This is a genomic window from Halomonas sp. THAF12 (assembly GCF_009363675.1).
Taxonomy (GTDB): Bacteria; Pseudomonadota; Gammaproteobacteria; order Pseudomonadales; family Halomonadaceae; genus Halomonas; species Halomonas smyrnensis.
The window spans coordinates 2,730,388-2,750,204 of the sequence record NZ_CP045399.1 but is presented as its reverse complement, the minus strand read 5'-3'; the positions used below and the strand labels follow the sequence as shown (position 1 = coordinate 2,750,204).

At 67.0% G+C, this 19,817-nt stretch carries 20 protein-coding genes; 12 read left to right on the top strand and 8 right to left on the bottom strand.

The window, feature by feature from the left end:
* The first annotated feature begins 52 nt into the window (after positions 1 to 52).
* From sufB to FIU88_RS12690, 6 genes are all read left to right on the top strand, one after another.
* On the top strand, positions 53 to 1,495 hold the full coding sequence (sufB, locus tag FIU88_RS12715) for a Fe-S cluster assembly protein SufB (RefSeq protein ID WP_026068293.1): 1,443 nt from the start codon (positions 53 to 55) through the stop codon (positions 1,493 to 1,495).
* A gap of 78 nt (positions 1,496 to 1,573) precedes the next feature.
* Complete coding sequence (gene sufC, locus FIU88_RS12710) at positions 1,574 to 2,326, top strand: Fe-S cluster assembly ATPase SufC (protein WP_016853896.1); 753 nt, start codon at positions 1,574 to 1,576, stop codon at positions 2,324 to 2,326.
* Positions 2,323 to 3,672, top strand: a complete 1,350-nt coding sequence (gene sufD, locus FIU88_RS12705) for a Fe-S cluster assembly protein SufD (RefSeq protein WP_016853895.1) — start codon at positions 2,323 to 2,325, stop codon at positions 3,670 to 3,672. The genes sufC and sufD overlap by 4 nt, the downstream gene beginning before the upstream one ends.
* Before the next feature lie 3 nt (positions 3,673 to 3,675).
* Positions 3,676 to 4,917 (top strand): cysteine desulfurase, encoded by a 1,242-nt coding sequence (locus FIU88_RS12700; protein ID WP_152479487.1) that lies wholly within the window; start codon positions 3,676 to 3,678, stop codon positions 4,915 to 4,917.
* A gap of 89 nt (positions 4,918 to 5,006) precedes the next feature.
* Entirely contained in the window at positions 5,007 to 5,573 is a 567-nt protein-coding gene (sufT, locus tag FIU88_RS12695; protein ID WP_026068292.1) for a putative Fe-S cluster assembly protein SufT, read from the top strand.
* 12 nt (positions 5,574 to 5,585) lie between these two features.
* The gene (locus FIU88_RS12690) at positions 5,586 to 6,341 is read left to right on the top strand and encodes a vancomycin high temperature exclusion protein (protein ID WP_040477856.1); all 756 of its coding nucleotides are present in this window, start codon (positions 5,586 to 5,588) and stop codon (positions 6,339 to 6,341) included.
* Here the strand turns inward: FIU88_RS12690 and FIU88_RS12685 are convergent.
* The 4 genes from FIU88_RS12685 to FIU88_RS12670 form a co-directional block, all read right to left on the bottom strand.
* Positions 6,262 to 6,708 (bottom strand): hypothetical protein, encoded by a 447-nt coding sequence (locus FIU88_RS12685; RefSeq protein WP_152479486.1) that lies wholly within the window; start codon positions 6,706 to 6,708, stop codon positions 6,262 to 6,264. The two genes, FIU88_RS12690 and FIU88_RS12685, sit on opposite strands and share 80 nt — an antisense overlap.
* Positions 6,709 to 6,796: 88 nt before the next feature.
* Complete coding sequence (gene rimK / locus FIU88_RS12680; protein ID WP_016853890.1) at positions 6,797 to 7,705, bottom strand: 30S ribosomal protein S6--L-glutamate ligase; 909 nt, start codon at positions 7,703 to 7,705, stop codon at positions 6,797 to 6,799.
* Between the two features lie 28 nt (positions 7,706 to 7,733).
* On the bottom strand, positions 7,734 to 8,171 hold the full coding sequence (locus FIU88_RS12675) for a RimK/LysX family protein (RefSeq protein ID WP_016853889.1): 438 nt from the start codon (positions 8,169 to 8,171) through the stop codon (positions 7,734 to 7,736).
* Positions 8,172 to 8,208: 37 nt separating this feature from the next.
* Positions 8,209 to 9,237: a DUF3549 family protein gene (locus tag FIU88_RS12670; protein ID WP_152479485.1), complete on the bottom strand. Its 1,029-nt coding sequence runs from the start codon at positions 9,235 to 9,237 to the stop codon at positions 8,209 to 8,211.
* A gap of 323 nt (positions 9,238 to 9,560) precedes the next feature.
* On the opposite strand from FIU88_RS12670, the gene FIU88_RS12665 reads away from it, so the two are divergent.
* The 5 genes from FIU88_RS12665 (at position 9,561) to FIU88_RS12645 (ending at position 12,659) form a co-directional block, all read left to right on the top strand.
* On the top strand, positions 9,561 to 10,319 hold the full coding sequence (locus FIU88_RS12665) for an amino acid ABC transporter substrate-binding protein (protein ID WP_152479484.1): 759 nt from the start codon (positions 9,561 to 9,563) through the stop codon (positions 10,317 to 10,319).
* Between the two features lie 15 nt (positions 10,320 to 10,334).
* Complete coding sequence (locus FIU88_RS12660; RefSeq protein ID WP_016853886.1) at positions 10,335 to 11,009, top strand: amino acid ABC transporter permease; 675 nt, start codon at positions 10,335 to 10,337, stop codon at positions 11,007 to 11,009.
* Positions 11,006 to 11,752, top strand: coding sequence for an amino acid ABC transporter ATP-binding protein (locus tag FIU88_RS12655; protein WP_152479483.1), 747 nt, complete (start codon positions 11,006 to 11,008; stop codon positions 11,750 to 11,752). Before FIU88_RS12660 ends, FIU88_RS12655 begins: the two co-directional genes overlap by 4 nt.
* Before the next feature lie 66 nt (positions 11,753 to 11,818).
* Complete coding sequence (locus FIU88_RS12650) at positions 11,819 to 12,151, top strand: YqcC family protein (RefSeq protein ID WP_016853884.1); 333 nt, start codon at positions 11,819 to 11,821, stop codon at positions 12,149 to 12,151.
* 7 nt (positions 12,152 to 12,158) lie between these two features.
* Complete coding sequence (locus FIU88_RS12645; protein ID WP_152479482.1) at positions 12,159 to 12,659, top strand: gamma-glutamylcyclotransferase family protein; 501 nt, start codon at positions 12,159 to 12,161, stop codon at positions 12,657 to 12,659.
* Positions 12,660 to 12,743: 84 nt separating this feature from the next.
* Here the strand turns inward: FIU88_RS12645 and FIU88_RS12640 are convergent, their stop codons facing one another.
* Both FIU88_RS12640 and FIU88_RS12635 read right to left on the bottom strand, forming a co-directional pair.
* Entirely contained in the window at positions 12,744 to 13,358 is a 615-nt protein-coding gene (locus FIU88_RS12640; RefSeq protein ID WP_152479481.1) for an OmpW family protein, read from the bottom strand.
* Positions 13,359 to 13,522: 164 nt separating this feature from the next.
* Positions 13,523 to 14,131, bottom strand: coding sequence for an OmpW family protein (locus tag FIU88_RS12635; RefSeq protein WP_152479480.1), 609 nt, complete (start codon positions 14,129 to 14,131; stop codon positions 13,523 to 13,525).
* 283 nt (positions 14,132 to 14,414) lie between these two features.
* On the opposite strand from FIU88_RS12635, the gene FIU88_RS12630 reads away from it, so the two are divergent.
* Positions 14,415 to 14,726 carry a hypothetical protein gene (locus tag FIU88_RS12630; RefSeq protein ID WP_152479479.1) on the top strand — a complete coding sequence of 104 codons (312 nt, stop codon included), beginning with the start codon at positions 14,415 to 14,417 and terminating at the stop codon, positions 14,724 to 14,726.
* A gap of 70 nt (positions 14,727 to 14,796) precedes the next feature.
* On the opposite strand, the gene putP is transcribed toward FIU88_RS12630, so the two are convergent.
* Both putP and putA read right to left on the bottom strand, forming a co-directional pair.
* Positions 14,797 to 16,287, bottom strand: a complete 1,491-nt coding sequence (gene putP / locus FIU88_RS12625) for a sodium/proline symporter PutP (RefSeq protein ID WP_152479478.1) — start codon at positions 16,285 to 16,287, stop codon at positions 14,797 to 14,799.
* 180 nt (positions 16,288 to 16,467) lie between these two features.
* Positions 16,468 to 19,659: a bifunctional proline dehydrogenase/L-glutamate gamma-semialdehyde dehydrogenase PutA gene (gene putA / locus FIU88_RS12620; protein WP_152479477.1), complete on the bottom strand. Its 3,192-nt coding sequence runs from the start codon at positions 19,657 to 19,659 to the stop codon at positions 16,468 to 16,470.
* Positions 19,660 to 19,817 lie beyond the last annotated feature (158 nt).

The window sequence follows — 19,817 nt, the reverse complement described above, 5'->3', positions numbered from 1 at the left end:
CCCGAGGCGAGCCCGGCTCGCCGACCCAACCAGCCCGGGAGGGGGAGACATCATGGCAAGTCAGGAAATGGAACAGCTTGTCCGTCGCGAATACAAAGAAGGTTTCGTGACCGACATCGAGAGCGATACGGTACCGCCGGGTCTGGACGAGAACACCATCGCCTTCATCTCCAAGAAGAAGGGCGAGCCGGAGTGGATGCTGGAGTGGCGCCTGCAGGCGTATCACCAGTGGCTGAAGATGACGCCGCCCTCCTGGGCGCATCTGGACTACCCGCCGATCGACTACCAGGCGATCTCCTACTACAGCGCCCCCAAGCGCGACGAGGACAAGCCCCAGAGCCTCGACGAGGTCGACCCCAAGCTGCTCGAGACCTACGAGAAGCTGGGCATCCCGCTGCACGAGCGGGCGGCGCTGGCCGGCGTGGCGGTGGACGCGGTGTTCGATTCCGTTTCCGTGACCACCACCTTCAAGGAGAAGCTGCACGAGGCGGGCGTAATCTTCTGCTCGATCTCCGAGGCGATCCGCGACTACCCGGAACTGGTCAAGCAGTACCTCGGCAGCGTGGTGCCCCAGGGGGACAACTACTTCACGGCGCTGAACTCCGCGGTGTTCACCGACGGCTCCTTCGTGTTCGTGCCGGAAGACGTGACCTGCCCCATGGAGCTGTCCACCTACTTCCGCATCAACGCCGCCAACACCGGCCAGTTCGAGCGCACCCTGATCGTCTGCGAGAGCCGCGCCCAGGTCTCCTACCTGGAAGGCTGCACCGCGCCCCAGCGCGACGAGAACCAGCTGCACGCGGCGGTGGTCGAGCTGGTGGCACTGGAAGACGCCTCCATCAAGTACTCCACGGTGCAGAACTGGTACCCGGGCGACGAGGACGGCAAGGGCGGCATCTACAACTTCGTCACCAAGCGTGGCGACTGCCGCGGCGACCGCTCCCACATCAGCTGGACCCAGGTCGAGACCGGCTCCGCCATCACCTGGAAGTACCCGTCCTGCGTGCTGCGCGGCAAGGACAGCGTCGGCGAGTTCTACTCGGTGGCGGTGACCAACGGCCGCCAGCAGGCCGATACCGGTACCAAGATGATCCACATCGGCGAGGGCTCGCGCTCCACCATCGTCTCCAAGGGCATCTCCGCCGGCCGCTCCGAGCAGTCCTATCGCGGGCTGGTCAAGGTGGGGCCGCGGGCCAAGGGCGCGCGCAACTATACCCAGTGCGACTCGCTGCTGATCGGCGACACCTGCGGGGCCCATACCTTCCCCTATCAGGAGATCGGCAACAGCACCGCCACCGTGGAGCACGAGGCGACCACCTCCAAGATCGGCGAGGACCAGCTGTTCTACTGCCAGAGCCGCGGCCTCTCCGAGGAGGATGCGGTGAACATGATCGTCAACGGCTTCTGCAAGGACGTCTTCCAGGAGCTGCCGATGGAGTTCGCGGTGGAAGCCGAGGCGCTTCTCAACGTCACCCTCGAAGGGGCGGTCGGCTAGACCACGTCTGGTGCGGGTTGGAAACGAATCAACTTATGCGAGCCGCCGCGGCGGCCCAAAGATCGAAAGGTAGTCAAGATGCTCGAAGTCAAGGATCTGCACGTCACGGTCGAGGGTTCCGAGATCCTCAAGGGCCTCAACCTGACCATCGGCGCCGGTGAAGTCCATGCCATCATGGGCCCCAACGGGGCCGGCAAGTCCACGCTGTCCGCGGTGATCGCCGGCAAGGACGGCTACGAGGTCACCTCCGGCTCGATCACCTACGAGGGCCAGGACGTCCTCGAGATGGAGATCGAGGAGCGCGCCCGCGTCGGCCTGCTGCTGGGCTTCCAGTACCCGGTGGAGATCCCGGGGGTGAAGAACATCTACCTGCTCAAGGCCGCGCTCAATGCCAAGCGCGAGGCCGAGGGCCTGGGCGAGATTCCGGCGCCCGAGTTCATGAAGCTGATCAAGGAGAAGATCGCCTTCATGAAGATGGACGCCAGCTTCCTGCAGCGCGCCGTCAACGAGGGCTTCTCCGGCGGCGAGAAGAAGCGCAACGAGATCCTGCAGATGCTGGTGCTGCAGCCGAAGCTCGCCATGCTCGACGAGATCGACTCCGGCCTCGACATCGACGCCCTGAAGGTCGTCGCCGAGGGCGTCAACTCGCTGCGCGCCGAGGATCGCAGCATCCTGCTGGTGACCCACTATCAGCGCCTGCTCGACTACATCGTGCCGGATCGGGTGCACGTGCTGGTCGACGGCCGCATCGTCAAGAGCGGTGATGCCGAGCTGGCGCGCGAGCTCGAGGACCGCGGCTACGACTGGCTGCTGGAGGGCTCCGCGGCATGAATGACGACGTGCAACGCTTCCTCGATCGCCTGAGCGAGCGCAGCGCCCAGCGCGGCGACGAGCCGACCTGGATCGCCGCCCGGCGTCAGGCCGGCGCCGCCCGCTTCGAGGCGATGGGCTTCCCGCATCGCCGCGTCGAGGCGTGGAAGTACACCGACGTGCGCGACATCGCCCGCACCGACTTCGCGCTGACCGACGACGCCGAATTCTCGCCGGCCGCCGCGGCGGCGCTGACCCTGCCGCTGGACGCGCACCGCCTGACCTTCGTCGACGGCGTCTTCGCCCCGGCGCTGTCGGACCTCGGCAACCTGCCGGCCGGCGTGCAGGTGCTGCCGCTGTCCCAGGCCCTGGAAGAGAACCACGAGGCCGTGGGCGGCCCGCTCGGCCGGCTCACCGGCGTCGACTTCTCGGCCTTCGCCGCGCTCAACACCGCCTTCTTCGAGGAGGGCGCGCTGGTCCGCCTGGCGCCGCGCACCGTGGTCGACAAGCCCATCGTGCTGCAGTTCCTGTCCCGGGCCGGCGAGCAGCCGGTGATGAGCCACCCGCGCATCCTGGTCGAGGCCGGCGGCCGCAGCCAGGCGACCCTGATCGAGCATCACGCCGGCGAAGAGGGCGCGGCCAACTTCACCAACCTGGTGGAGGAGATCATCCTCGATCGCGGCGCCATCCTGACCCACTACAAGCTGCAGGAAGCGCCGCTCAAGGACCGCCACATCGCCAGCATCCAGGTGGAGCAGGGGCGCGACAGCCGCTACACCTCGTTCAACCTGAACCTGGGCGGCGGCCTGGTGCGCAACGACGTGGTCAGCGACCTCAACGGCGAGGGCGCCGAGGCGACGCTGCACGGCCTGTTCTACGGCCAGGGTCGCCAGCATGTGGACAACCACACCGAGGTCAACCACAACGCGCCGCACACCCGTTCCAGCGAGAACTACAAGGGCATCCTCGATGACCGGGCCCATGGCGTGTTCAACGGCCGGGTGGTGGTCAAGCGCGACAGCCAGAAGATCGAGTCCGAGCAGAGCAACGCCAACCTGCTGCTCTCCGATCGCGCCGAGGTCGACACCAAGCCCGAGCTCGAGATCTACGCCGACGACGTCAAGTGCGCCCACGGCGCCACCACCGGCCAGCTCGACGAGGAGGCGGTCTACGCCCTGCGCGCCCGGGGCATCGACGAGCAGACCGCCCGCGGCCTGCTGACGCTGGCCTTCGCCGGCGAGGTCATGGAGCTGGTCGACCTCGACGCCGTGGCCGAGCGGGTCGAGCTCACGGTGGCCGGCAAGCTGCCGGAACGCTTCAACCTGGCCGGGCTGGTGGAAGCCGCCGCGGCGCTCAACGAGGACTGATCCATGGTCGACTTCAGCGATCTGCTGCTCGACGTGGCGCGGGTCCGCCGCGACTTCCCGATCCTCGATCGGGAGGTCCATGGCAAGCCGCTGGTCTATCTCGACAACGCGGCCACCAGCCAGACCCCGCGTCAGGTGATCGAGGTCTTCGACGACTACTACGGGCGCTACAACGCCAACATCCATCGCGGCCTGCACACCCTGGCCGACGAGGCCACCGCGGCCTTTGAGGGCACCCGGGAAACCGTGCGTGCCTTCCTCGGCGCCGCCGAGAGCCGCGAGATCGTCTTCACCCGCGGCACCACCGAGGCGATCAACCTGGTGGCGGGGAGCTGGGGCCGCGCCAACCTGGGCGAGGGCGACGAGGTGCTGATCTCGCGCCTGGAGCACCACTCCAACATCGTGCCTTGGCAGCTGCTGGCCGCCGAGAAGGGCTTCACCCTCAAGGTGATCCCGGTGGACGAGCGCGGCGTGCTCGACCAGGCCGCCTACCGCGACCTGATCTCCGAGCGCACCAGGCTGGTGGCGGTCAACCACGTCTCCAACGCGCTGGGCACCGTCAATCCGGTGGCCGACATGGCCCGGGTGGCCCACGAGCACGGCGCGCTGATCCTGGTCGATGGCGCCCAGGCCGCGCCGCATCAGAAGGTCGACGTGCAGGCGCTCGGCGTCGACTTCTATGCCTTCTCCGGCCACAAGGTCTATGGCCCCACCGGCGTCGGCGTGCTCTATGGCCGCGCCGAGCTGCTCGAGGCCATGCCGCCCTGGCAGGGCGGCGGCGAGATGATCGCCACCGTGTCCTTCGAGGCGCCCACCACCTTCGCCGGCATCCCGCACAAGTTCGAGGCCGGCACCCCGGCCATCGCCGAGGTGATCGCCCTGGGGCGCGCGCTCGAGTGGGTCGAGGAGATCGGCCTGCCGCTGATCGGCGCCTGGGAGTCGCGGCTGCTCGAGCACGCCACGCGCAGCGTGTCGCGCATCGACGGCCTGCGCATCCTCGGCACCGCACCCGAGAAGGCCGGCGTGCTGTCGTTCGTGGTCGAGGGCGCCCATTCCCAGGACATCGGCCTCTTGATCGACCAGCTCGGCGTGGCGATCCGCACCGGACACCACTGCGCCCAGCCGCTGCTGTCCTCGTTCGGCGTCGATGCCACCTGCCGCGCCTCCTTCGCCGCCTACAACACCCCCGAGGAGGTCGACGTCTTCGTCGACGGCCTGGAGCGGGTCGTGGGCATGCTGCGCTGAGCGCCGCTCCCGGATCACGGCCGCGGCGGGCCCCCTGAGGACGCGCCGCGGCCGCTGTGAATGAAGCTCCAAGGAGTCCTATGAGCGAGATCGACGATCCCCTGGCGAGCCTGCACAAGGGCCAGGTCCTGCCCCTGCAGCGCGACGTCGAGGTCATCTCCATTCCCTTCGGCAAGACCATCACGCTGCCCGAGGACAGCGAGGTCAGCGTGATGCAGGCCAAGGGTAACTCGGTCAGCGTGGGTCACGAGGGGCGGCTCTATCTGATCGAGGGCAGCCATCTCGACGCCCTGGGGCTCGAGGCCGTGCCGCGTCCGACGCTGCCCGAGGACGCCTCCGAGGAGGCGATTGAGCAGTTCGTCTGGGACCAGCTGCGGACCTGCTTCGACCCCGAGATTCCGGTCGACATCGTCGAACTCGGACTGGTCTACGGCTGTCGTATCGAGCGGCTGATCACCGGCGAACGGATCGTCACCATCCGCATGACGCTGACCGCGCCGGGCTGCGGCATGGGCGATGTCATTGCCGCCGATGCGCGCCACAAGATTCTCGGCGCCCCGCAGATCAGCCAGGTGCACACCGAGATCGTCTTCGATCCGCCCTGGAGTCGCGAGATGATGAGTGACGAGGCCAAGCTCGAGCTCGGCATGTTTTAACCGGAAAGGCGGATGCCCATCTCATTGTGGAAAGGTGTCAGGGGACTGTTGATGTCGCTGGGGGTGCTCGCACTCCTGGCGATTTTGCTGTTCGTGGGCGCCAATCTGTGGATGCTGGCCGACACCCGGGAGCGTATCGATCACGGGCTGTCGCAGTGCGGCCCCGAGCGGGTGGCCATCGTCTTCGGCACGTCCCACTGGACGCGCAGCGGCAAGCGCAATCCGCACTTCGAGGGGCGCATGCAGGCCGCGGCGAGGCTGTACCGCAGCGAGCGTGTGCTGCACCTGCTGCTGTCCGGCGACAACAGCACCCGCTACTACAACGAGCCGGTGACCATGTGGCGGGACCTGCGCGGCCGTGCGGTGCCCGATGCGGCCATGACGCTGGACTACGCCGGCTTCAGCACCTTCGATACGCTGTCACGGGCGCGCGGCGTCTTCGACGTGGATCGGGCGCTGCTCGTCACCCAGTCGTGGCATCTGCCGCGGGCGCTGTTCATCGCCGAGGCGCTGGGGATCGAGGCGCGCGGCTGCGCGGCGCCGGAGCGCCCCACGGAGGGGGTGCTGTGGCTGAAGGCTCGGGAGTGGGTCGCGCGAGTGGCGACCCTGGGCGATCTCTACGTCTGGGGGCGGGAGCCCCATTTCCTGGGACCCGAGGAGCCGCTGCAGATCGTGCCGCGGGCGGCGATCAGCGCCGCTGATGCTTCTTCTGCTGCCGATACAGCTCGCGAATCAGCGAGCGACAGTGCTTCCAGCACTCCTCGATGACCGCCTCGATGGCGTCGGGCAGGGGGTGGGTGTACAGGGTGGAAAGCGCCTGCATCAGCACCCGCTCCTGTTCCAGCAGCTCGTTGATCAGCACCTGGCTGTCGTCGCCGACGAAGCTCTTCAGTCGGCTCCATAGCCACATGTAGTCGTCGCGCTCGACATCGGCATCGCGGGGGAGGAGGGCAAGATACCGGCGGGCCAGCTCCTGCAGCTCGCGCATCAACGCTTTCCGGGTATCGAAATAGGGCTGCAGGACCTCGCGCAGGCTCGGCCGCAGGCGCTCATGGTTGTCCTGGAAATAGTCGATGCTGTCGGCCAGCGCCTCGAGGACGCTGTCCATCGCCACCTGGCGATTATCGAGAAACATGGGCGGTCACCTCCTCCGGTGACGCAGATTGTGGGGGTGTCGACGGGCTTTTGCCACCCCCAGTGGCCAAATATTTAGGCGTTGTGGCTTATCCTTTCGGCTTGGGCGGCGCCTTGCGTCGCGGGGTCGAACTCTTCTCCAGGTGCTCGATGATCAGCCCGGCGATGTCCTTGCCCGTGGCGGTCTCGATGCCCTGCAGGCCGGGCGACGAATTGACCTCCATGATCACCGGGCCATGGTTCGAGCGCAGCAGGTCGACCCCGGCCACGCGCAGGCCCATGGCCTTGGCGGCACGGATCGCCGTGGAGCGCTCCTCCGGGGTGATGCGGATCACGCTGGCGCTGCCGCCGCGGTGCAGGTTGGAGCGGAACTCGCCCTCGGCGGCCTGGCGCTTCATCGACGCCACCACCTTGTCGCCGATCACCAGGCAGCGGATATCGGCGCCCTTGGCCTCCTTGATGTACTCCTGGACCATGATGTTGGCCTTCATGCCCATGAAGGCCTGGATCACCGATTCGGCGGCCTGGTTGGTCTCGGCCAGCACCACGCCGATGCCCTGGGTGCCCTCCAGCAGCTTGATGACCAGCGGGGCGCCGCGAACCATGGTGATCAGGTCGGGAATGTCATCCGGGGAGTGGGCGAAGCCGGTCACCGGCAGGCCGATGCCCTTGCGCGACAGCAGCTGCAGCGAGCGCAGCTTGTCCCGCGAGCGGGTGATCGACACGCTGTCGTTGAGCACCGGGGTGTTCATCATCTCGAACTGCCGCAGCACGGCGCAGCCATAGAAGGTGATCGAGGCGCCGATGCGCGGAATCACGGCATCGAAGGGTTCGAGCTGTTCGCCCTTGTAGTGGATCGAGGGCTGATGGGAGGCGATGCTCATGTAGCAGCGCAGGGTGTCCACCACCCGGGTGGTATGGCCCCGCTGCTCGGCGGCTTCGATCAGCCGGCGAGTGGAATAGAGTCTGCGATTACGGGACAGCAGCGCGATATGCATAGGGCCTCCGATGCCATGGGGGAGCGGTTCAGGGTTCGCCGTGCAGGAAGCCGGCGCCGGGTGCCACCAGCAGCCGCCGCAGGGCACGACGCCCGAGCAGCATGGGGTGGCGCATCTGGCGACGGTCGGCGAGGGTCAGCTCGACGGGGAACTCCAGTTCGCCGAGCTGCATCAGCGTGCGGATCACGTAGCGCCATTCGGCCTGGCCGTTGGAGCTGGTGACCTGGCGCCGGTCGTAAAGGTGCAGGCAGTGCACATGGGCCGGGCTCGTCGGCCCGCCGCCACGGGTGGTGAAGCTGACCCACAGGTGGCCGTCCTGCTCGAAGGATTCGATGTCCTCGGCGTGCAGGGATGAGGTCCTGGCGCCGGTATCGGCCTTGGCGCACAGCGTCAGGCCGAGTTCCGGCAGGGTCACCATCTCGCGGCGGCCGATCACCGCCTTGGCCTGGTAGGGCAGCTCCTTCATGGCATCGCTCCTTGTGAGGTCATCCGCGAGAGTGAGGTCATCCGCGAGACAGGGCGCCCAGGCGGCGACCGATGGCGGAATCCGGCGCGGCTTCGCGCAGCGTCATCAGCACCGGCAGCCGCAGGCGCGGGATCAGCGCCAGATCGCGGGCCACGGTGGAAAACTCCGCGCGCGGCGTGTCGGCGAGTCGGGTCAGGAAGCGCGGCAGGCGCTCGCCGTCCTCCAGGTGTCGCCAGCCGCGTCCGGCGATGGCCGCCAGCAGATCCGGGCCGCAGGCCTCGGGGTCGTCGAGCAGGGCGTCGAACCAGGCGCCGGCGATCGTGCTCTCTGCGCCGGACACGGCGCGCACGCAGGCGCAGAAGGTCTCGATGTCGCCGGCCTCGGCGGCCGCTTCGCCCCGGGCGCGCAGCGCCTCGGCCAGCGGCCGTGAAACGCCGACATGCTCCAGACAGTAGCACAGCGAGGCCAGCACTTCGTCGGGCAGGGTCGGCAGGCGTGCCGCCAGTCGCTCGGCCTGGTCGTCATCCATGCGCACGGCGACGTCGGCCAGGCCCTGCAGGCCCAGTGCCCGCCAGTCCAGGTCCTGCTGGCCTTCCAGGTAGGCCTCGGCGGGCTCCATGTGCTGGCTGGCCGGCTGCCCCGTGTCGTGGCTCGCCCGGGCGTGTAGCACGGCCTGGAAGGGCAGGGACGGGGTGAAGGCCAGGGGATTGTCCTTCATCAGGTTGTCGATCGCCTCGCCGTCCTCGCGGCCGAGGCCCTGGACGTTGCGACCCAGGGTTTCCAGCAGGCGCTGCAGGAAGGCGTCGCGGGGCGCCGGGTCGAGCCGGCCCTGTTCGTCCAGCGGCAGCGCCAGGAACCAGATCAGCGGATCTTCCATCTCGCCGAGACGAAACACCATCGCCAGCCGCGCCTTGCCTTGCCAGGGCTGGGGCCAGGGCCGCTCGTCCCGCTCCAGGGCGGTCAGCGTCTCAAGCTCGCAGGGTTCGACGCCGCGCCCCATGTGGTAGAGCCATGTCTCGGCTCCGGTGCGGGCGAAGAAGTCGTGGAAGCTGTCGATCGGCTGCATGCGGTTTCCCTCTGTGACGAGCGTGCACTCTACCGTGGTGCCCCGACGCTGTCAGCCCGTGGCAGCGGGCGTTGATGAGCCGGCTGATCAAAACCTGAACGATCCCGCTTCGCGCCCACCGTATCGGCCTCGGCGACGGCTTTCCAGTGGTTATCCACAGGAACATTCAGCGCTGCTGTGAATGAATGCATCGCCTGGCCGCTATGGCGCCCATAATGGGCCACTATTGGTCCATGACCGAGATTTCCACTACGGTCTGTGCGAAAATGAAATATTAAATGGTCGTTTTTATTCCAAAAGCAGAATCCCAACGGAGGCACATCATGCTTCGTCGCTTCACTCTGACGCTACTCTCCGCCGGCGCCATCGCCTTCTGCGGCGGCGCCTTCGCCCAGGACACGACGCTCCGGGTCGGCATGTCGGGGGGGTATTTCCCCTTCACCTTCGTCGAGCAGGACACGCTCAAGGGCTTCGAGGTCGATGTCATGAACGCGGTGGGCGAGGAGATGGGCGCCGAGGTAACGTTCGTGACCGCCAACTTCTCCGGCCTGTTCGGCATGCTGGAGTCCGGTCGCATCGACACCATCGCCAATCAGATCACCATGACCGAGGAGCGCGAGGCGAAGTATGCCTTCACTTCGCCCTACGTCTATGACGGCGCTCAGGTGGTGGTCAAGGAGGGCAGTGACGAGATCGGCGGCGTCGAGGACCTGCGCGGCAAGCGCGTGGCGGTGAACCTCGGTTCCAACTACGAGCAGCTGCTGCGCGAGCTGCCCTACGCCGATGACATCGATATCCGCACCTACGAGAGCAATATCGAACAGGACACCGCGCTGGGCCGCGTCGATGCCTTTATCATGGATCGCGTCAGTGCCAGCCAGGTGATCCAGGAGAAGCCGCTGCCGCTGCAGCTGGCCGGTCAGCCGTTCTCCGAGATCCACAATGCCCTGCCGTTCCGCGATACCGAGCAGGGTCGCGCCCTGCGCGACGAGGTCGACGCGGCGCTCGAGGCCCTGCGCGAGGACGGCACGCTGACCGATATCTCCGAGCGCTGGTTCGGCAACGACATCACGCGGCCCTGAGGCGAAGCACCCGACATGAGTGTGCTCGATTTCGACTACATGCTGGGGCTCGCGCCCATCCTGCTCGGCTATCTGCCGCTGACCCTGGCGATGGCCGCGGCGGGGATGGTGCTGGCCCTGGCCCTGGCCTGCGGGCTGGCGGTGATCCGGGTGCTGAAGCTTCCGGGGCTGAACGGCATCACCCTGCTGTTCATCTCCTTCTTCCGCGGCACTCCGCTGCTGGTGCAGCTGTTCCTGTTCTACTACGGCCTGCCCCAGGTATTGGCTTTCCTGACCCAGATCGATGGCATCACCGCCACCATCATGGGGCTGACGCTGCACTTCTCGGCCTACATGGCGGAGTCGATCCGCGCCGCCATCGTCGGCGTGGACCGCAGCCAGACCGAGGCGGCGCTCTCCATCGGCATGACCAACGGCCAGCTGATGCGGCGGATCGTGCTGCCCCAGGCCACCCGGGTGGCCGTGCCGACGCTGATGAACTACTTCATCGACATGATCAAGGCCACCTCCCTGGCGTTTACCCTCGGCGTCACCGAGCTGATGGGGGCGACACAGAAGGAGGCGGCCGGGAGCTTCCTCTACTTCGAGGCCTTCATCACCGTGGCGGTGATCTACTGGGCCATCGTCGAGCTGCTGGCCTGGTGCCAGCGGCGCCTGGAACGCCGACTCAACGAGGCCTATCGCCGATGATCAAGGTCAACCAACTCGTCAAGCGCTTCGGCCACGCCACCGTGCTCGACGGCATCGATCTGGAGATCGAGCGGGGCGAGATCATCGTGGTGATCGGCCCGTCGGGCACCGGCAAGTCGACCCTGCTGCGCTGCCTCAACTTCCTGGAGCGGCCCGATGCCGGCCGGCTGACCCTGGGCGATCTGGAGGTCGACGTGACCCGGGCCAGCCGCGCCGACATCCTGGCCGCACGACGCCGCACCGCCTTCGTGTTCCAGAACTATGCGCTGTTCGCCAACAAGACGGCACTGGAGAACATCGCCGAGGGACTGATCGTGGTCAATCGCTGGCCCAAGGCGAAGGCCCATGCCCGGGCCAGGGAAATCCTCGAACGCATCGGCCTGGCCGACAAGGCGGACGCCTATCCGGCCTCGCTGTCCGGCGGCCAGCAACAGCGGGTCGGCATCGGTCGCGCCATGGCCGCCCAGGCCGAGGTGATCCTGTTCGACGAGCCGACGTCGTCGCTGGACCCGGAATGGGTCGACGAGGTGCTGGCGCTGATGAAGCGGCTGGCCGCCGAGCGCCAGACCATGCTGGTGGTGACCCACGAGATGGCCTTCGCCCGGGACGTCGCCGACCGGGTGGTGTTCATGGAGGGCGGGCGGATCGTCGAACAGGGCCCGCCCTCGCGGCTGTTCCAGGCCCCCGAGGATCCGCGCACCCGGGATTTCCTGCGCAAGGTCTTGCCCCCGGCACCGGCGTGACAGGGGGTGGCCCGCATCGTGCAGGCGCGGGATAATGGTCCCCTAGTCAGATCAGAGGTATTTCTCATGACCGTTCATCAGGAACTCGAGCAGGCATTGCGCGAACTCGAGTCCACCATGAAGGCGTCCGACCTGTGGCGCATGGAGCGTCCCGCGCCGGAGGCCTTCGACAGTTCCGAGCCGTTCTGCATCGACACGATGTCACTGCCCCAGTGGCTGCGTTTCGTGTTCATCGCCCGGCTGGATGCGCTGGTGGAGGCGCGCGCGCCGATGCCGGCGAGCTGCGACGTGGCCCCCGCCGTGGAGGCCTATCTGATCCAGGAAGGCGCGAAGGCCAGCCAGCGGGTGCTGATGGGCAAGGTGATGGAGCGGATCGACCAGCTGGTCACCGAGAACTGAGTCGCTCATGCCCTACTACTTCGCCTACGGCAGCAACATGAACGCCGCCCGGATCGAGGCACGGATCGGCACGACCCGGCGAGCCTTGCCCGGGGTGCTGCGCGACCATGGCCTGCGCTTCGACAAGGCCTCGCGGGTGCCCGGCATCAGCCACGCCAACGTGGTGCCCGCCGCCGGTGAGCGGGTCGAGGGGGCGCTGTTCGAGCTGCTCGCCCCGGAGCAGATCGAGTGCATGGATCCCTTCGAGGGCTACCCCCACGACTACGATCGGCTGCGCCTGCCCATCCATACGGGGCAAGGCCCCATCGAGGCCTGGGTCTATGTGGCCGCGCCGGGAACCACCGGCGAGGCGCTGCGGCCGGCGCGGGAGTATCTCGATCATCTCCTGGCCGGCAAGCCCTTCCTGAGTGCCGACTATCACGCCCGCCTGGCCGAGGTGGAAGCCATCGAGGGGCTCGACGACGAGACGCTCAAGGCGTTGGGGCTGTCGCGCCATATCGCCTGCTAGCGGCCCCGACACGCGTCATGCCGCTTGCACACAAGAAAGGCCCGCCATTCGGCGGGCCTTTCTTGCAGGGCATGTCGAAGCGGCTCAGAAGCGGAAGCTGATGCCGCCCATCACCACCAGCGGGTCGATCTCGACGTTGCCGATGTCGGTGCCGTTCAGCTCGGCATCGGTGTCGATGTCGAGGTACCAGGCGGCGGCATTGAAGGCCCAGTGTTCGTCGATCAGCAGGTCGACGCCCAGCTGGGCGGCCGCGCCCCAGGAATCGTCCAGCTCCAGATCACCGCCGTCGATGTGTTCGTCGGAGAAATGGGTGTAGTTGACGCCCACCCCGGCATAGGGCTGCACCCGCGCCTGGGTGCCGCCGAACGGGTAGTACTGCAGGGTCAGGGTCGGCGGCAGGTGCTTGGTGGAGGCGAGGTTGGCGTCGTTGAGCCGGATGTCATGCTCGAAGGGCTCGGCGGCCAGCAGTTCCACGCCCAGCTTGTCGGTGAAACGATAGCCCAGGGTGAAGGCGAAGCCGTTGTCGTCCTGCACGTCGACGTCGTAGGTGCCGCCGGCGAGATCGCCGTTATCGCTCTTGGGCGCGACCTTGGCCACGCCGACGCGGGTGTAGATATCGCCGGCGCCGTAGGCGAGCACCTGGCTGCTGGCGACGAGGCCGGTGGCGACGATCAGGGTGGAGATCAGGGGGCGGCGCATGGGGCTGGCTCCTCGGTGAAGTAAGCGAGGGCTCCAGTCTACGGGGTGCGCCGCGGCGCCGATTTGACTCAAGGCAAAATGGTTCGCGGCTCGAATTGATGCACATCAAAAGATGACGCCGGGCACGGGGCCCGGCGTCATGGCGGTCATTTCGGCGTCGAGCATCAGAAGCGGTAGGTGAAGCTGCCGCCGACGGTGACCGGATCCACTTCGGCCTCTCCGATGTCGGTACCGTCGAGCTTGGCGTCGGCGTCCACGTCCGCGTATTGGGCGAAGGCGCCGATCAGCAGGTGATCGGTCAGGGCGAAGTCCACGCCTGCCTGGGCGGCGGGCCCGTAGGATTCCTCGATCTCCAGCCCGGACAGTTCCTCGTCGGAGAAGTGCGTGTAGTTCAGGCCGGCGCCCACGTAGGGCTGAATCCGTGAGTCGGTGCCGCCCATGGGGTAGTAGTTGAGCATCAGGTTGAGCGGCATGCGCTCCACGCTGCCGATGCCGGCGCCGTCGAGGGCCAGGTCGTGCTCGAAGGACTCGGTGCCGTTGAGTTCGACGCCGAACTTGTCGTGGAACTGGTAGCCCAGGCCATAGGCGAAGCCGCGCTCGTCGGAGATATCCAGATCAGCACCGGCCACGCGGCCGTTGTCATCCTTGACCTCGGTCTTGGCGATACCGCCGCGCACGTAGACATCGCCGGCCTGGTAGGCCATGGCGGACTGGGCGCCGACGAGGCCGGCAGCGGTGAGGGCGGTAGCGGTGATCAGGCGAGTCATTTTCATGGGAAGCCTCCCGTTGTGTTCCTGAATGCCGGCGCCGAGTGATTCGGCGTCTTCGGCGTCCTTGCATCGCGTGCCTTAGAGCATAGAAACAGTGTTTCTAAATGTCTTGTAGAATTTTTCTATCACGAGAGGGCTGATCTGGTCGCATCATGATGAAGTGCTTCACTGACAGGGCCTTATCTCGTATAGGTCGGGTATAGCTTTCACATTTCCTGCATGGAATTCGCCGATCTCGGGGTTTTCGGCTTCACTGAATCGGTGAGACAGGCGACAGCGAGAGGGAATGGCCATGCGCGTCGGGAGGCGCTTTCCCGCCAGGCCGAGGCCGGGCGACAGGCCGCTGGTCGCGCTGCTGACGGCGGCGGGGCTGTCGGTATGGTTGCTGTATCAACCCGCGCTGGTGCAGGGGCTCGATTGGCCCTGGCGAGGGGCGCTGGTGCTGCTGGGCATGTGGGCGCTGGGTTGCGCCTTCGCGCGGCCGCTGGCCATGTCGGTCGGCGGGCGGGGACTGTGGCGGCTCTCCGCCGCGACCTGGAGCCGGGCGCTGTTGCCGCTCTTTGCGCTGGCGCTGGTGGGGCGTAGCCTGCTGGGCTGAGTCCGGGCGGGGCGGCGAGACACGAAAAAGGGCTCCCGCAGGAGCCCTTCTCGGCGCTTGATACGCGTCCTTATCGAGTGATGTGCTGATATTCGCCGGCGTCGGCGGTCACGCTGCTCACCACCAGAATGGCAATGAAGGCGGCGATGAAGCCGGGAATGATCTCGTACACGCCGGGGCCCCCCAGGAAGGAGCCGTTCCAGCCCAGCGAGATCCAGAGCATCACGGTGACGGCGCCCGCGACCATGCCCGCAATGGCGCCCGCGCCATTGGTGCGCGACCACATCAGCGACAGGATGATCAGCGGGCCGAAGGCCGCACCGAAGCCGGCCCAGGCGTTGCTGACCAGCCCCAGGACCTGGGAGTCCGGATCGGACGCGATGACGGCGGCCACCAGGCCGACCAGGGCGACGCAGACGCGGCCCACGGTGACGGTCTCTCTCTCCGTCGCCTGCTTGCGCAGGAACAGACGGTAGAAGTCTTCGGTCAGCGAGGAGGAGGCCACCAGCAGCTGGCTGGAGATGGTGCTCATGACGGCCGCCAGCAGCGCGGCATAGAGGAAGCCGGTGATGAGCGGGTGAAACAGCAGGTCGGCGAGGATGATGAAGATCGTTTCAGGATCCTCGACATTCATGCCGTTGCGCACCGCGTAGGCGCGGCCGAAGATGCCCAGCGAGACCGCGCCGATCAGCGAGATGAGCATCCAGCTCATGCCGATGTTGCGGGCAATGGGCACATCCTTGAGGGTGCGGATGGCCATGAAGCGCACGATGATGTGCGGCTGGCCAAAGTATCCCAGGCCCCAGGTCACCGCCGACAGCCAACCGATCAGCGTCAGGCCGTCGGTCCACGACAGCAGGGTGGGATCGACCTCGTTCAGGGTCTGGGACGCCTGACCGAAGCCGCCGCCGCCCTCGCCGAACAGCACCACCGCCGGCATGATCACCAGGGCCAGCATCATGATGCAGCCTTGCACGAAGTCGGTCATGCTCACGGCCATGAAACCACCGACCACGGTGTAGGCCAGCACCACGCCCAGCGTGATGATGATGCCCGTGCCGTAGTCGCTCATGCCGCCGATGTTGATCACGCCGGAGAACGCGCTCTCGAAAAGCTTGCCGCCCGCGACCAGGCCGGATGCCGTGTACACCGCGAAGAACACCACGATGACGATGGCGGAGACCGTTCTCAACGGGATCGCCTGGGTCGGGAAGCGATTCGCCAGGAACTGGGGAATGGTGATGGCGTTACCGTAGTGCACCGTCTGCTCGCGCAGGCGCGGCGCCACCAGCAGCCAGTTGAAGAAGGCCCCGACCAGCAGGCCGATGCCGATCCAGGCCGAGCCCAGCCCCGAGACGAACATGGCCCCGGGCAGGCCCAGCAGCAGCCAGCCACTCATGTCCGAGGCGCCGGCGGACAGGGCCGCCACCTTGGGACTCAGGGACCGCCCCCCCAGGATGTAGCCTTCCGAGGTCGACGTTGACTTGCGCATGGCATAGAGACCGATGGCGATCATCAGCGCAAAGTACGCAAAGAGACTGATCCAGACACCAATAGCCATATGAACTCTCCTGTTGGTTAGGCCGGATGAATATCCAGCGGGTGGCTGGTGGGCATGCCGGCCGCCACGCGGGTGGCGAGGATCACGTCCAGAGAGCGTAGGCACCTGAGGCCATGGGTGGCGTTGTTTTCGACCATGAGGGACTTCCTTCAGTTTGTTGTCGTTACGGACGAGCGGGGATCACTCGTCTCCCAGCGCAAGCAGTGACGCATTGCCGCCGAGGGCGGCGGTATTGATCGTCACCGTCTTTTCCGTGGCGAACCGCAGTAGATAGTGGGGTCCACCCGCCTTGGGGCCCGTTCCGGAGAAGCCCTGGCCGCCGAACGGCTGGACCCCGACGACGGCCCCAATGATATTGCGGTTGACGTATACGTTGCCAACGCGAATTTTCTGCGCGATCTCCTCGGCGAAGGATTCGTTGCGGCTGTGCACCCCGAACGTCAGGCCATAGCCGCGTCCGTTGATCGATTCGATCACCCGGTCGAGGTCCTGGGCCTTGTAGCGCACGATGTGCAGTACCGGGCCGAACTGCTCGCGCTCCAGGGCGTCGATGCCGTCGATCTGGAAGGCGCTGGGGGCGATGAAGGTGCCCTCGGCGGTATGCGCCGGATCGAGACGGGTCTCGGCCAGCAGGCGACCCTCGCCCTTGAGCCGGTCGATGTGCGCCTGCAGCCCCCGGCGGGCGTCCTCGTCGATCACCGGGCCCACGTCGGTGCCCAGGTCGCGCGGGTCGCCCACGTGCAGCTCGGCCATGGCGCCCTCGAGGATTTGGATCACGCGGTCGGCCACGTCGTCCTGGAGGTAGAGCACGCGCAGCGCCGAGCAGCGCTGGCCGGCGCTCTGGAAGGCCGAATGGATGACGTCGGCCACGACCTGCTCGGGCAGGGCGGTGGAATCGACGATCATGGCGTTCATGCCGCCGGTCTCGGCCACCAGGGTCGGCAGCGCGGCGTTCTCGCGGTTGGCCAGGGCGCGATTGATGATCTGGGCGGTGTCGGTGCCGCCGGTGAACACCACGCCGGTGACGCGCGGATCGCTGGTCAGCACGCTGCCCACGGTGGGACCGTCGCCGGGCAGCAGCTGCACCACGTCGCGGGGCATGCCGGCCTCGCGCAGCAGCTCGACGACCCGGTGGGCGACGATCGAGGTCTGCTCGGCGGGCTTGGCCAGCACGGTGTTGCCGGCCACGGCGGTGGCGACCATCTGGCCGCAGAAGATCGCCACCGGGAAGTTCCAGGGGCTGATCGCCGCGAACACGCCCTTGCCGCCCATCATCAGCTCGTTGGACTCGCCGGTCGGCCCCGGCAGGCGGGTCGGTTCGGCGAACAACTCCTCGGCGCGCACGGCGTAGTAGCGGCAGAAGTCCACCGCTTCGCGGATCTCGTCGACGCCGTCGGTGAGCAGCTTGCCGCCCTCGCGGGAACACAGCGCCATCAGCTCCGCCATGTTCGCCTCCATCAGGTCGGCGAAGCGACGCAGGATGTCGGCGCGTTCGCTCACCGGCGTCGCTTCCCAGCGCGGGAAGGCCGCCCAGGCGGCGTCCAAAGCCTGCTCGGCCTGAGCCTTGGTGGTCCACAGCACCGTGCCGACGCGCTGGCGGCGGTCGTAGGGCGCGGTCACCTCGTGGGTCTGCGCCGGGTCGCCGGCCACGTCGAAGGCCAGCAGCGGGCGCGCCTCGTACACGGTGTCCATGTGCTTCGCCATGGCATCCATCAGCGGCTGGTACTGGCTGCGGATGTTGAGGTTCGCGCCCTTCGAGTTGGGCCGACCGGGCCCGTAGAGATCGCGGGGCAGGGGAATCTGGGGGTTGGCCAGGCCATCGTACTGGCGCAGGGTCTCCGCCGGGTGCACGCACAGCGATTCCACCGGCACCTTGGGATCGACCAGCTGGTGGACGAACGACGAGTTGGCGCCGTTCTCGAGCAGCCGGCGCACCAGGTAGGGCAGCAGGTCCTTGTGGGCGCCGGTAGGCGCGTAGATGCGGCAGTAGGTGCCCTGGGGGGCGCGCTTGAGGGCCGCGTCGTAGAGCGCCTCGCCCATGCCGTGCAGGCGCTGGAACTCGAAGGCCCGGTCGGCGGCGTTGGCCTGCTCGAGGATGCTGGTGATGGTGTGGGCGTTGTGGGTGGCGAACTGCGGGAAGATCCGGCCGCGGGTGGCGTCGGAGAGCAGGAAGCGCGAGCACACCAGATAGGCCACGTCGGTGGCGGACTTGCGGGTGTAGACCGGATAGCCGTCCACGCCCAGCTGCTGGGATTCCTTGATCTCGCTGTCCCAGTAGGCGCCCTTGACCAGGCGCAACGGGATCTCGTCGCCCTGGTGCTCGGCCAGGCGATTGAGATAGTGCAGCACCGGCAGGGCGCGCTTGGAATAGGCCTGGACCACCAGGCCGAACTTGCCCCAGCCGCGGCAGGTCTCGCTTTCGTAGACGGCGCGGAACACCTCCAGCGACAGCTCCAGGCGGTCGACCTCTTCGGCGTCGATGGTCACGGCCACGTCGCGCTCACGGGCCATCTGGGCCAGTTCGCGCACGCTGCCGACCAGCTCGCGTAGCACCTGCTCGCGGCGGCCGAACTCGTAGCGCGGATGCAGTGCCGACAGCTTGATGGAGATCGACGGCGTGGGCGTCTTCGCCGACAGCGAGCGGCTGGTCTTGCCGACCCGCTCGATGGCGCGTGCGTAGTCGTCGAAGTAGCGCTTGGCGTCGCGGCGGGTGCGGGCGGCCTCGCCGAGCATGTCGTAGGAGTAGGTGTAGCCCTTGTCGAACAGCGGCTTGGAGCGCTTGAGCGCCTCGTCGATGTCGCGGCCGAGGACGAACTGCTTGCCCATGACCTTCATGGCCTCGACCATGGCGCGGCGGATCACCGGCTCGCCCATGCGGTTGACCATCTTGTTGATGAAGCCGGACGGCCGGCCCTCCTGAGGCTTGTCCAGGGTCACCACGCGGCCGGTCATCAAGAGGCCCCAGGTCGAGGCGTTGACCATCCAGGATTCGCTCTTGCCGAGGTGTGCCTTCCAGTCGGCGGGGCCGAGCTTGTCCTCGATCAGGGCGTCGGCGGTGGCCTTGTCGGGAATGCGCAGCATGGCCTCGGCCAGACACATCAGCATCAGGCCTTCATGGGTATCCAGGCTGTACTGCTGGAGCAGCTCGTCGATGGTGTCGACGGCGGTGTCCATTTCGCGGATCTCGCGCACCAGTTCGGCGGTCTTCTCGGCGGTGCGGGCGAAGTCCTGGCGGCCCGCGCCGAGTGCCTGGATCAGCTCCTCGACGAAGTCGCTCTCGTCGACCACGTAGTGCTCGCTGATGCGGGCGAAGAGGGTGTCGAGGTCCTGACGCCAGGTGGCGTCTTCCAGCATGTTGTTGGCGTTGAGCATGTCGTTTCCCGATGGAAGCCGGTCGTCACAGGGGGGTGATTTCGTCTTTGCGTCGGGGGCTTCGACGAAATGACGGTATCTTGCAAGCGTAGGGGGACTGCGTGGGCTCTGCTTGTCGATACCGTTGGGGGATTTGACGAATTCGCGGATGTTGCCGT

Excerpts from the sequence above, each read along its gene's own strand:
- sufB (WP_026068293.1), top strand. The coding sequence starts at position 53 with ATGGCAAGTCAGGAAATGGAACAGCTTGTCCGTCGCGAATACAAAGAA.
- sufC (WP_016853896.1), top strand. The coding sequence starts at position 1,574 with ATGCTCGAAGTCAAGGATCTGCACGTCACGGTCGAGGGTTCCGAGATC.
- sufD (WP_016853895.1), top strand. The coding sequence starts at position 2,323 with ATGAATGACGACGTGCAACGCTTCCTCGATCGCCTGAGCGAGCGCAGC.
- FIU88_RS12700 (WP_152479487.1), top strand. The coding sequence starts at position 3,676 with ATGGTCGACTTCAGCGATCTGCTGCTCGACGTGGCGCGGGTCCGCCGC.
- FIU88_RS12690 (WP_040477856.1), top strand. The coding sequence starts at position 5,586 with ATGCCCATCTCATTGTGGAAAGGTGTCAGGGGACTGTTGATGTCGCTG.
- FIU88_RS12685 (WP_152479486.1), bottom strand. The coding sequence starts at position 6,708 with ATGTTTCTCGATAATCGCCAGGTGGCGATGGACAGCGTCCTCGAGGCG.
- rimK (WP_016853890.1), bottom strand. The coding sequence starts at position 7,705 with ATGCATATCGCGCTGCTGTCCCGTAATCGCAGACTCTATTCCACTCGC.
- FIU88_RS12675 (WP_016853889.1), bottom strand. The coding sequence starts at position 8,171 with ATGAAGGAGCTGCCCTACCAGGCCAAGGCGGTGATCGGCCGCCGCGAG.
- FIU88_RS12670 (WP_152479485.1), bottom strand. The coding sequence starts at position 9,237 with ATGCAGCCGATCGACAGCTTCCACGACTTCTTCGCCCGCACCGGAGCC.
- FIU88_RS12665 (WP_152479484.1), top strand. The coding sequence starts at position 9,561 with ATGCTTCGTCGCTTCACTCTGACGCTACTCTCCGCCGGCGCCATCGCC.
- FIU88_RS12660 (WP_016853886.1), top strand. The coding sequence starts at position 10,335 with ATGAGTGTGCTCGATTTCGACTACATGCTGGGGCTCGCGCCCATCCTG.
- FIU88_RS12655 (WP_152479483.1), top strand. The coding sequence starts at position 11,006 with ATGATCAAGGTCAACCAACTCGTCAAGCGCTTCGGCCACGCCACCGTG.
- FIU88_RS12650 (WP_016853884.1), top strand. The coding sequence starts at position 11,819 with ATGACCGTTCATCAGGAACTCGAGCAGGCATTGCGCGAACTCGAGTCC.
- FIU88_RS12645 (WP_152479482.1), top strand. The coding sequence starts at position 12,159 with ATGCCCTACTACTTCGCCTACGGCAGCAACATGAACGCCGCCCGGATC.
- FIU88_RS12640 (WP_152479481.1), bottom strand. The coding sequence starts at position 13,358 with ATGCGCCGCCCCCTGATCTCCACCCTGATCGTCGCCACCGGCCTCGTC.
- FIU88_RS12635 (WP_152479480.1), bottom strand. The coding sequence starts at position 14,131 with ATGAAAATGACTCGCCTGATCACCGCTACCGCCCTCACCGCTGCCGGC.
- FIU88_RS12630 (WP_152479479.1), top strand. The coding sequence starts at position 14,415 with ATGGCCATGCGCGTCGGGAGGCGCTTTCCCGCCAGGCCGAGGCCGGGC.
- putP (WP_152479478.1), bottom strand. The coding sequence starts at position 16,287 with ATGGCTATTGGTGTCTGGATCAGTCTCTTTGCGTACTTTGCGCTGATG.
- putA (WP_152479477.1), bottom strand. The coding sequence starts at position 19,659 with ATGCTCAACGCCAACAACATGCTGGAAGACGCCACCTGGCGTCAGGAC.